The sequence below is a fragment of the Yersinia sp. LJYL362 genome (genome assembly GCF_048323875.1).
This window is the reverse complement of record NZ_JBLWEX010000113.1, coordinates 1-10,809: the sequence shown is the minus strand read 5'-3', so window position 1 is coordinate 10,809 and position 10,809 is coordinate 1. Positions and strand designations below refer to the sequence as shown.

Genomic DNA, 10,809 nt, shown 5'->3' with positions numbered 1-10,809 from the left:
GTAGAGATTTGCGGAATACCGTATTTCTCCATGATGAATTGAGCCTGAGTACCCTTACCAGCGCCCGGAGCGCCCAGCAGAATGATACGCATTGCGTAAATCCCCTTGCTATGTAGTTTTTCTATGTATTTTTACGTAAACAAATCAAAATTGCGGAAACAAGCAACCTTACCATTTTCAGGGGGGTTGGCTCAAGGCGCACGAGGCGACTTCGTAGAATTGGATCGGCAGAAACAGGCAGGATAAAAATTTAATTCATTGAAATAAAATAAAAACGCCCCGAATAAGCTATCTATCCGAGGCGTTCTAATACTAGATTAAGCGGTTAATAACTGATTCATTCGACGAATGAACTGGTTAGGATCCTCTAGGGTTCCTCGCTCAGCCAATAGTGCTTGATCCAGCAGTAACTCAACCCATTCAGCGAACTGCGTATCATCAGCCACATCAGCAGCACGTTTGACCAGGCTATGTTCCGGGTTCAGTTCAAAGATATACTTCACTTCCGGTGCCTGCTGACCCGCAGCGGCGAACAATTTCGCCATTTGCGTGCTCATTTCATCCGCATCCGTGGTGACAATGGCCGGAGTATCCGTCAAACGGTGGGTCAGACGGACATCTTTTACACGCTCACCCAACAGCGTTTTCACACGCTCGACAAAAGGCTCCAGCGCTTTATCCGCTTCTTGCTGTTCTGGGCGCTCTTCATCGGCCAATTTGTTCAATGAGTCATCTGCTTTGCTGACTGATTGGAAAGCTTTACCATCGAACTCAGTCAGGTAGCTCATCATCCATTCGTCAATACGATCGGACAACAGCAAGACTTCAATGCCTTTTTTACGGAACAGCTCCAAATGCGGGCTGTTCTTGGCAGCGGCATAGCTATCCGCAGTGATGTAATAAATCTTCTCCTGCCCTTCGGCCATGCGGCTGACATAGTCTTCTAGCGACACGGTTTGCGCGGAGCTGTCAGTATGGGTCGAAGCAAAGCGCAGTAACTTGGCAATGGTATCTTTGTTGCTACCGTCTTCCGCTGGCCCCTCTTTAAGAGCCATACCAAACTGTTGCCAGAACTGCTGATACTTCTCAGCGTCATCTTTAGCCAGTTTTTCCAACATTTGCAGTACACGTTTGGTCAGCGCACTGCGCAGGTTCTGCGTTACACGGCTGTCTTGCAAGATCTCGCGCGAAACGTTCAGCGGCAGATCATTGGAATCAATCAGGCCGCGAACAAAACGCAGATAATTCGGCATGAACTGCTCAGCGTCATCCATGATAAACACGCGCTGTACATACAGTTTGAGGCCGTGCTTATGGTCGCGATTCCACATATCCCAAGGCGCTTGCGCCGGGATGTACAACAGACTGGTGTACTCTTGCTTACCCTCTACGCGGTTATGACTCCAAATCAGTGGATCAGTGAAGTCATGAGCAATATGTTTGTAGAATGCTTTGTATTCGTCGTCAGTTATTTCAGCTTTGCCGCGAGTCCACAACGCCTGGGCTTTGTTGATTTTCTCCCAAGTGACAGTGCCATCTTCTTCATTTTTACTTTCGATTTCGACTGGCAGTGCAATATGGTCTGAATATTTGCTGATAACAGAACGCAAGCGCCAGTTATCAAGGTATTCATCTTCACCTTCGCGCAAATGCAGAGTAATTTCCGTACCGCGCTCTTCTTTGGTGATATCCGCTATGGTGTAATCACCCTCGCCTGCTGATTCCCAGAACACACCTGCATCTGCGGGCGCGCCAGCAGCGCGAGTGCGAACGGTGACTTTATCTGCCACGATGAAAGCAGAATAGAAGCCCACACCAAACTGGCCAATTAATTGGCTATCTTTCGCCTGGTCTGAGCCGATAGATTCGAGGAATGCTTTAGTCCCTGATTTCGCGATAGTACCGAGATTATCAATGACTTCTTCACGGCTCATACCAATACCGTTATCACTTAGGGTCAAAGTACGCTTTTCTTTATCAAAAGATAAACGCACACGCAGCTCGCCATCGCCTTCAAACAATTCTGGGTGAGACAGTGCGCGGAAACGAAGTTTATCTGCCGCATCAGAGGCGTTAGAGATAAGCTCGCGCAAGAAAATTTCTTTATTGGAATAAAGCGAGTGAATCATCAAATGAAGAAGTTGTTTTACTTCTGACTGAAATCCACGGGTTTCTTGACCTTTCATACTCATTAATTACCTCAATCCAAATTACCGACAGGTAGATAAAATCGAACAGTGAGTATCAAATGGGGTCAATTGTGGGGGCTTTCAAGCCTTAACACAGAAAAAATAGAGAATCAGGGGCGATTGATTGAACATCACGGATGAAATTATTCATATGATAATCAATAACAAAACAATCGCCCAGCAGATTAAATAGGATGGGACTTGCTAAAACTAGTACTTAATGGGATTACGTCCCGCTAATGAGTGGGATAGGGTTGTACCATCAACCATTTCCAACTCACCACCGACTGGCACACCGTGTGCAATACGGCTGGCTAACACACCATACTGACCGCACATCTGACCAATATAGTTGGCAGTTGCATCCCCTTCGACTGTCGGGTTGGTCGCCAGAATAACTTCAGTGATCGTTTCAGTTTCCAGCCGTTTTTCAAGCAAATCCAAACCAATATCACCGGGGCCAATGCCGTCCATGGGGGATAAATGCCCCATCAACACAAAATAGCGCCCACCAAACTGGCCTGTTTGCTCAATGGCATGGATATCTGCCGGGCTTTCGACCACGCAGATTTGACCATTTTGCTGCCGCCGTGGATTAGAGCAAATGGTGCAATGCTCTTGCTCGGTAAAGGTACGGCAGTCAGCACAGTGACCAATTTCAGACATTGCACGCGTCAATGACTGTGCCAGGCGCATTCCACCGCTACGATCCCGCTGTAGCAATTGGAATGCCATACGTTGCGCCGATTTCGGGCCTACGCCCGGCAAACAGCGCAACGCCTCCATCAATGATTCAAGGAGTGGACTGGTTTGCATCAGAACGGCATCTTAAAGCCTGGTGGTAACTGCATACCACTTGATACTGAAGCCATTTTTTCTTTTTGCGTTTCATCGATGCGACGAGCAGCATCGTTCAATGCCGCAGCAATCAAATCTTCCAGCATTTCTTTATCTTCTTCGACCAACAGGCTTGGGTCGATTTCAACCCGGCGGCAGTTATGCGCCCCATTGATAGTCACTTTTACCAAGCCCGCGCCAGATTCACCGGTAACTTCCAATTTGGCGACTTCTTCCTGCATCTGCTGCATTTTTTCCTGCATCTGCTGGGCTTGCTTCATTAAATTGCCAATACCGCCTTTACCAAACATAGTCATCTCTCATAGCAAGGGGCCGCGTCAGTGCACCATGCACTTATCGCAGCGGTTAAACCGGTCGGATACTTTCTTCATCCAGTTCGGCGTCGAAGAAACGACGCAGCGTCTGAATATTATTATCCGCAATAATTGACTGGCGTGCTTGTGCCAGCTTTTCTTCATAAATGGCCTGCCGCCACTCTAACGGGGTACGCTCCGCCAGATTATCATCTTCGATAACACTTAGTGTGACTGTATTACCGTGTAATTCACTCAATGCGTCTGCCAACGTCTTTTGTGCCGAAGGCGAGTTTAAATGGCGCTGAGCAGAACGCAGGTGAAGGCGAATATTACCCGGTTCTATTTCTTCTTTAAATGCATTCAGCGCAAGTTGTTGCACCAATTTGGGAATGTGTAATTTATCAATTTCTGCTGCCCAAGGATCGCGAACCATCGCTTCTTGAGCCAATTTAGCAGAAAGTTCCGGCGTTTTTTCATGCTCCAATGCCGATCGCAATGCTTTTGGTGTCGCTACCGGCTCTGCTGGCACCTCTGGCTGATTCTGCGCAGTCCAGCGATAAGCTTCTTTCTTCGCCGGTTTCTTCTCTTCCGTGGATTTGGCGGCCAGGCGCTGCTGGCTGCGCTCAGTCACCGAAGCTAAACGCTCCAGCGCTGAGTTTACCGGCCGCGCTTTTCCTGGCGCTGCCGGCTCATTCTTTTTTGGTGGGGTCGTCCCCGACTTGCGCAGTAACTGCGTGCGTGCTTGCAGCAATTGCGCGGTAGCGTCTGGAAGCTCGGTGTTAACCGACGCAGTGGCACCTAATGGCGGGGCCTCATGCTGTGGCGCATGTTGGGTAGATGACGGAGCCTGAAAATGTTGCTGCGGCGCTGGTGTATTATCCGCTATCGCCGCAGGAGCACTAACTGGCACCCTCTGTGGCTCGGCAATTATCGCTTTAGGGTGAAACGCCAAGGCACGCAATAAAGTCATTTCGACCCCCATGCGGCGGTCAGGGGCATATGCTAACTCTTTTCGCCCCACCAGCAATGTCTGGTAGTACAGTTGGATATCTGTCGGCGGCAGTGTCCGCGCCAACTCGCGTAATCGCGGCTCAATAGTCGCGTAGTGATTATCCAGCATGGAGGGCAATAACTGCACCATCGCAATGCGGTGCAGCAAACTTAAGGTTTCGACTAATAGATTTTCCCAGTCAACACCGCGTGATGCCGCTTGCTCAAGCTGGGCCATCACGCGTGCGCCATCGGCACTCACTAACGCTTCAATAATCGCCAGCGGTTGTTCGTCATCCAATGTTCCCAACATTTGGCTGACAGTGGCGGTAGTGACATGACCATCCCCCATCGCGATGGCCTGATCAGCCAAACTGAGCGCATCGCGCATACTGCCATCAGCAGCACGCGCTAGTAATTGTAATGCTCTGGCATCACTACTGATTTGCTCGGCTAACAGTATTTTTTCGAGCTGGGCACGAATCACCTCAACATCAATGACCTTTAGGTGAAACTGCAAACAGCGAGAAAGTATGGTGACGGGTAACTTCTGCGGATCGGTTGTCGCCAGCAGGAATTTCACATGGGCTGGCGGTTCTTCAAGAGTTTTCAACAAGGCATTGAAACTGTGCCGTGACAACATGTGCACTTCATCGATCAAATAGACTTTGAAGCGGCCACGAGCCGGCGCATATTGGACATTATCCAGCAGTTCGCGGGTATCTTCGACTTTAGTGCGCGAAGCCGCATCGATTTCGATCAGATCAACAAAACGACCTTGCTCGATTTCCAGGCAATTTGCACAGGTGCCACAAGGGGTGGCAGTAATGCCCGTTTCGCAGTTGAGGCCTTTGGCTAACAACCGGGCAATAGAGGTCTTACCTACCCCACGGGTGCCAGAAAATAAATAGGCGTGATGAATTCGCCCTAATGAAAGGCCATTAGCCAACGCCGTCAGGACATGTTCCTGACCAACGACGTCGGCAAACGTTTTGGGGCGCCACTTACGGGCAAGGACCTGATAGCTCATTAATACCGGAGAAGTTGAATAATATAGAAGGTCATGCTAACACAGCCTCACTACTGACAGCGAGGCTGATATTTTCAGTACAATCAATGGCCAGAGAAATCAACCAGACTGTAGCAAGTAATGCCTTGGTCATTCAGGCGAGCTTCGCCACCCAAATCGGGTAAATTAATCACAAACGCGGCATCGGTGACTTCACCACCCAGTTGACGAATAAGTTTAACCGTCGCTTCAATTGTCCCACCGGTCGCCAGTAAGTCATCAATAACCAAGACCTTATCGCCCGGTTTAATGCTGTCGGTGTGGATCTCAAGTTTGTCAGTACCGTATTCTAACTCATAGCTTTCGCTGATGGTCTCACGTGGTAACTTGCCCGGCTTACGGACGGGAACAAAGCCAACGCCAAGAGACAAAGCCACTGGCGCACCAAATAGAAAACCACGCGCTTCGGTACCCACGACTTTAGTTACGCCCTTATCCAGATAGCGCTCAGTCAACAGCTCAATGCTGGCGGCGTAGGCTAATGGATCTTCCAGCAAGCTGGTCACATCACGGAACAGTATTCCCGCTTTTGGGTAATCGGGGATAGTTTGGATACTGTCTTTAATATATTTAAGCTGTTGTGCTGTATTAGGTGCAGTAGCGGTCATAATTTGTGCCTGATAAAACTGCTGTACATACTAAAGCGCGGCCAGTCGATGCTAAAATGGCATCAACTGAGTAACTTAGCCTATCAACCCATCACGCCTCGATAGAGTAAATTACGTCATCCTTAACCCTAAGGATGCAACGAGGGGATATCCCGCGCACGAAAACGCTCAAATCTATGCAAACTGGCATTAAAATGCAACTGATGTGAACGACTCAGGGCCTTTTTTGTTGCGATAGGTCAATAACTGGCATCCGTAACATAAAGGTCAATAATAACGTCAATATCACCAGCAAAATGCCTCTGACCCACCAAATTTTCACCAACCAGAGCGAAATTGTGAACGTGAGCACCGTCACCAATATTGCTTTCCATTTAACGCCTGGGGGCAAAGCCCGATGTTGCTGCCATGTGCGTATGTAACTACCAAACCATGAACGATAAAGCAGCCAATGATGAAAACGAGGAGAGGATCGTGCAAAACACCACGCCGCCAGTAGCAAAAATGGCGTAGTGGGTAACAAAGGAAGCACAACACCTAAGGTTGCCAAAACCACTGCCAGCCAACCCAAAGCTATCAACAACCAACGAGACATACACTCCCTTTATAATAATATTTCTCAATGTGGTCCTATCATTAACGCATGCACTGGTCATCATCAATAGATATTATTGGCATTATTACCACTAACATAGCGTTTTAGCCGCCCCTCGCTTGTAAGCATCGACATTCAAAGGCAAGCTGGCGGAAAAATCCCCCAGGAGAAGCGCCATGAGTACAGAAAAGCTATTACAGGTGCTTGAAAGCCAAATTGAGGCATTATCGGCTCAGGTCGGCCCACAAGCTAACATGCCTTCTCAGCAGGCCCGTTTTGACCTGAAATTATTTGGCAATCATGGTAACCGTTTTCGCGATTATCTACTGGAAGTACACAAAAACATGGCCCAATTAAAACAGGTCGTTGCAGAGAATCGTACACAGCAGGTCGCCTTTTTAGCTGAAAAGCTGGTCGCACAAATATCCGCCTTACAACGAGAGTTAGCCACTCAAAAGCTGAGAAAAACCAACCCTGAACCCAAGTATAATAAGTTAGACCCTTACCACAAGCTGGCTGAGCATCAAGATTATGAGCGGCGAATACTGGCCATGATTCAGGACAGAGAAAGCCAACTGGGTAAGCAAAATTTATTGACCGAGCAACAGAAGATACAAAAAGAACTCGCCGCACTGGAGGGCCGTTTAATGCGCTGCCGGCAGGCACTGATAAAAATAGAACGCAGTATTGAGAAGAAAGAGAACGGTTTTTGAATATTTATCACATTTTTTGAATCATTAGGGTTTCGATAGCGAATACTTTTCTATAATGTTTTATACCTACCTTGTTTCAAGTTGCAGGGGTTAGCTGGTTCAATCCCCCATGTGCTGTGTTTATGTGAACTTATCGGGTTTTCTCACTAGCCACCTGAGTACAGCTTGAAATCTATTGGGTAGATGAATTGAAATCAAGTTAGGTGGGAACTGGCAGTAACTTATCCCCATCAAACTTTCCTCACTCACTGAAAATCAAATATTGGCCAGATTATGTCAGTTGAAAAAGCTTCACCAGAACTGCAACTGGCAGTAGATCTTATCTACTTGCTGGAATGCAATGAGATAGCGCCGGAAACAGCACTGGCAGCGTTAGCTATCGTGCAACTTGATTATCAGCATAAGCTGCGCAATCAAACATCTGATTGACCCGGTTATTCCTGATGTTTAGCCAAGGCGATACCATCGAGTATCGCCTTGTTGTAGTTAGTTACATGCAAAACGTATGAATTCACCGTTACCCCTACCTAACAGTTTTAAGCGAGTGGCTTGTTGATATCCGGTAAATCAGGTTTGGTATCCCCAATTGGCGACTTCTCCGACGGTGCAGAGGGCAATTCTTTCGTATCAAAAGGCCGGCTTACCTCTTGAATTTCAGTGCCATCAGGTTTGTGTAAATACACATCCAACTGATTAAACGCAATGTTGATGTCATTCTCGCGGCATAACTTATCAATCGCACTATTCAATTCATCAACCGTATAGCTGCGGTCACGTAATTCGCGTACATACACCCGCAATTCATGATCAAGGGTACTGGCACCAAAGTTGAGGAAGAATACATGAGGCTCAGGGTCAGTCATAACCCGCGGATTCTCATGAGCCGCTTTTAGCAATATATCTTTAACTTTCGCTAAATCAGAGCCATACGCAACGCCAACTTTAATAATAATCCGGGTAATAGTATCTGATAGCGACCAGTTGATCAGGCGCTCGGTAACAAAGGCCTTATTCGGAATAATCACCTCTTTGCGGTCAAAGTCGGTGATCGTGGTGGCACGAATACGGATTTTGTTAACATTGCCGGAGAAAGTGCCAATGGTTACGGTGTCGCCAATACGAACAGGGCGTTCGAACAAAATAATCAAACCCGATACAAAGTTGGCAAAAATCTCCTGCAAACCAAAGCCCAAACCAACTGACAGCGCGGCAACCAGCCATTGCAGTTTATCCCACGATACCCCGAGAGAGCTGAGTGCAGTTATCCCCCCAATCGCGGTAATGAGATAGGTTAAAATGGTGGTGATGGCATAAGAGGTGCCCTGACGTAGCTGTAACCGCGACAACACCACCACCTCAAGCAATCCGGGCAGGTTGCGCGTCAGGATATAAGCAACCACTAGCGCCATTAATGCCACGAGCATATTTCCCAATGTGACCGCCTGAGAAACACTCGCGCCCGCCACGGTTGTGGTGTAATGCCACAAAGAGATGCTGTCGAGATAGGAGATAACCGTTATCAAATCAGCCCAGATGGCATAGAAACAAGTGGCGAAAATCAGGAACAGAACCATAGTGGTCAAACGCAATGACTGCTGGTTAATTTGTTCCAGTGCCAGTGGGGGTTCTTCGACCGGCTCACCGCCCTCAGCCCCCTCTTTCACCAGATTTTGTCGCCGGGCGATGGCGCGACGATAGGCTAAACGTCGTGCCGCAACCCCCAATCCACGAATCGCCGTCAGGTAAATGATATTCCACAGGAATAATAAATAGAGACTATCAATCCAGCGGCCTGCCAGTTGCAGAGTTGTGTAGAAATACCCAGCAACCATTAATCCAATCAATATGATCGGCGTTCCTGCAATAGCGGTGACTATCACGAGTCGAACCGCGTGAGAATCTTTCTCACGCCAGCTATCACGGCAGAATGGATAGACAAACAGCGCCAACAATGCCAAAGCAATAACAATGACGACCTGCCCGATAACATCATCTACCAACCGAAGTGGGCTTTTCTCCCCCAAGGCAGACCAGAAGATAACAGGCAGTAATGCAGCCCCCAATCGCACCATTTGACGTCGATAATGGGCGCATCGGTCAGCGGCTATCATAAAGTGCCGCTCGGTAATGCCACCTGGCGATAACATGCGATAGGTCAGGTCAAACACCAGCCAGAACAGCGCCAGACGTTGGAAGAAACTCCAGAAGAAATCACTAAGATTAAAATCTGAACGCAAACACCAATAACCTATACCCAATATGATCAGAGACCCTGGCAACACTTTCAGCAAGGTGAGCATGATGGCTTTCGGTGTGTGCATTTGACTGTCGTGTTTTAATTGCCCGACATCAGCGGCCAGACTATCCAGATGCTTATTAATGATTTTGTAGCGTGAGCGGATCACACCGACCACAATCAGCATTGGTATCAGGAATACCAGTGATTTCATTAACCCTGCTAATACATCATTCCATGACAGGGTAAAATTAAAATTACTCAGCTCAGCTTTCACTGCTCCCGGCAATGCTTTTAGCCAAGACCAATCCATTGGTTTATTGCTACTAACCCAGAAAATTTGCTGTGTCAGCGTATGTTGTAGTGACTCGTTAACACTCAATAACTGCTGCTGATTAATTTGTAGGTTAATTGCCAGAGTCAGTTGATTGCCCAGCTGTTTATTCAATTGATCTAACAATTCGCGACGAATATCAACTATTTGCCCCAGTGCGTCTTCAACATCAGGGCTGACTTTTTCTTTACTGTCAGTCATCAGGGTTTGAATGTAGTCATCCCCCTGGAATAGCTGGTCACGCTGCTGATTAATTTCAAATTGTTCCAGGCGCAAATCAGCGATTCGTGGACCCATATTGGTAATCAACCCAGATGCAGGTAAGTTGAGTTGCTGCTGATACAGAATACGGGAAAGCAACAAGCTGCCACGTAAAACGGTAATTTGTTCCTTTAAATTACGTTCAGATTGTAATGCACGATCCAGCCAGTTTTTGACCCGGATATTCTGTTGTACCAGCGTGTTACCTTCTTTAGTAGCGTTAATCAGCCGCTGGCTCAACTCTTTGTTTATCGCCAATTCACGGCTAACCAATGGGTCATTTTGGATATCAGTCGCATCATCAGGCACTTGCGCTTCTTTGGCTGTTTTCTCCGAAAGAATCAACCGTTTACCGCTCACCACCTCTTGCAATAGCTGGACATAACGCTCCAACTGATTAATGTGCGCAGTGGTGTAATCCCGCTGTTTTTGCAGTAAATCTTGTAAGGTGGTATTGGCTTCCAGATTTTTACGCTGTAAATCTAGCTGCGCATTTAGCATGACTTGTTCAGTCAATAGCGCTTGCTGTTGGGTGGGCCGTAAAACTTCTTGATTCGGAGCCAATCCATTGAGTTGGTTGCGAATCTGCATTAAACGCATCGATGCGTTATACATAGCACTCTGCACGCGTTCTGGCTGAGTTTGCAGGGAGATTAGCTG

Annotated in this window: 10 protein-coding genes and 1 other annotated feature; of the genes, 2 read left to right on the top strand and 8 right to left on the bottom strand. The window is 47.6% G+C overall.

Going from position 1 to position 10,809, the window contains the following annotated elements:
- From ACNSO8_RS05065 to ACNSO8_RS05035, 7 genes are all read right to left on the bottom strand, one after another.
- Window positions 1-92: nucleoside monophosphate kinase (locus tag ACNSO8_RS05065; RefSeq protein WP_148695432.1), on the bottom strand; the 92-nt coding region annotated here is incomplete at its 3' end.
- A gap of 225 nt (window positions 93-317) precedes the next feature.
- Window positions 318-2,186, bottom strand: a complete 1,869-nt coding sequence (gene htpG, locus ACNSO8_RS05060) for a molecular chaperone HtpG (protein WP_032901629.1) — start codon at window positions 2,184-2,186, stop codon at window positions 318-320.
- A 213-nt stretch (window positions 2,187-2,399) separates the two neighbouring features.
- Entirely contained in the window at window positions 2,400-3,005 is a 606-nt protein-coding gene (gene recR / locus ACNSO8_RS05055) for a recombination mediator RecR (protein WP_019081275.1), read from the bottom strand.
- Entirely contained in the window at window positions 3,005-3,337 is a 333-nt protein-coding gene (locus ACNSO8_RS05050; protein WP_019081276.1) for a YbaB/EbfC family nucleoid-associated protein, read from the bottom strand. Before ACNSO8_RS05050 ends, recR begins: the two co-directional genes overlap by 1 nt.
- A gap of 55 nt (window positions 3,338-3,392) precedes the next feature.
- Entirely contained in the window at window positions 3,393-5,363 is a 1,971-nt protein-coding gene (gene dnaX / locus ACNSO8_RS05045) for a DNA polymerase III subunit gamma/tau (RefSeq protein ID WP_046051443.1), read from the bottom strand.
- Window positions 3,999-4,063: a sequence feature (DnaX frameshifting element), on the bottom strand. It overlaps the preceding gene by 65 nt.
- Window positions 5,364-5,446: 83 nt before the next feature.
- Entirely contained in the window at window positions 5,447-6,010 is a 564-nt protein-coding gene (gene apt / locus ACNSO8_RS05040; protein ID WP_019081278.1) for an adenine phosphoribosyltransferase, read from the bottom strand.
- A 214-nt stretch (window positions 6,011-6,224) separates the two neighbouring features.
- The gene (locus ACNSO8_RS05035) at window positions 6,225-6,605 is read right to left on the bottom strand and encodes a DUF454 family protein (RefSeq protein WP_418394012.1); all 381 of its coding nucleotides are present in this window, start codon (window positions 6,603-6,605) and stop codon (window positions 6,225-6,227) included.
- Between the two features lie 176 nt (window positions 6,606-6,781).
- On the opposite strand from ACNSO8_RS05035, the gene priC reads away from it, so the two are divergent.
- Together priC and rsmS are read left to right on the top strand one after the other, a co-directional pair.
- Window positions 6,782-7,318 carry a primosomal replication protein PriC gene (gene priC / locus ACNSO8_RS05030; RefSeq protein ID WP_005167706.1) on the top strand — a complete coding sequence of 179 codons (537 nt, stop codon included), beginning with the start codon at window positions 6,782-6,784 and terminating at the stop codon, window positions 7,316-7,318.
- A 273-nt stretch (window positions 7,319-7,591) separates the two neighbouring features.
- Window positions 7,592-7,747 carry a pleiotropic regulatory protein RsmS gene (rsmS, locus tag ACNSO8_RS05025; protein ID WP_050321690.1) on the top strand — a complete coding sequence of 52 codons (156 nt, stop codon included), beginning with the start codon at window positions 7,592-7,594 and terminating at the stop codon, window positions 7,745-7,747.
- A gap of 107 nt (window positions 7,748-7,854) precedes the next feature.
- Here rsmS and mscK read toward each other — a convergent pair.
- Window positions 7,855-10,809, bottom strand: a 2,955-nt coding sequence (gene mscK / locus ACNSO8_RS05020) for a mechanosensitive channel MscK (protein WP_418394011.1), incomplete at its 5' end; no start/stop codon positions are given.

What these genes read in the sequence shown, in the direction of transcription:
- ACNSO8_RS05050 (WP_019081276.1), bottom strand. Translation starts at nt 3,337, where the DNA reads ATGTTTGGTAAAGGCGGTATTGGCAATTTAATGAAGCAAGCCCAGCAG.
- dnaX (WP_046051443.1), bottom strand. Translation starts at nt 5,363, where the DNA reads ATGAGCTATCAGGTCCTTGCCCGTAAGTGGCGCCCCAAAACGTTTGCC.
- ACNSO8_RS05035 (WP_418394012.1), bottom strand. Translation starts at nt 6,605, where the DNA reads ATGTCTCGTTGGTTGTTGATAGCTTTGGGTTGGCTGGCAGTGGTTTTG.
- apt (WP_019081278.1), bottom strand. Translation starts at nt 6,010, where the DNA reads ATGACCGCTACTGCACCTAATACAGCACAACAGCTTAAATATATTAAA.
- recR (WP_019081275.1), bottom strand. Translation starts at nt 3,005, where the DNA reads ATGCAAACCAGTCCACTCCTTGAATCATTGATGGAGGCGTTGCGCTGT.
- rsmS (WP_050321690.1), top strand. Translation starts at nt 7,592, where the DNA reads ATGTCAGTTGAAAAAGCTTCACCAGAACTGCAACTGGCAGTAGATCTT.
- priC (WP_005167706.1), top strand. Translation starts at nt 6,782, where the DNA reads ATGAGTACAGAAAAGCTATTACAGGTGCTTGAAAGCCAAATTGAGGCA.
- htpG (WP_032901629.1), bottom strand. Translation starts at nt 2,186, where the DNA reads ATGAAAGGTCAAGAAACCCGTGGATTTCAGTCAGAAGTAAAACAACTT.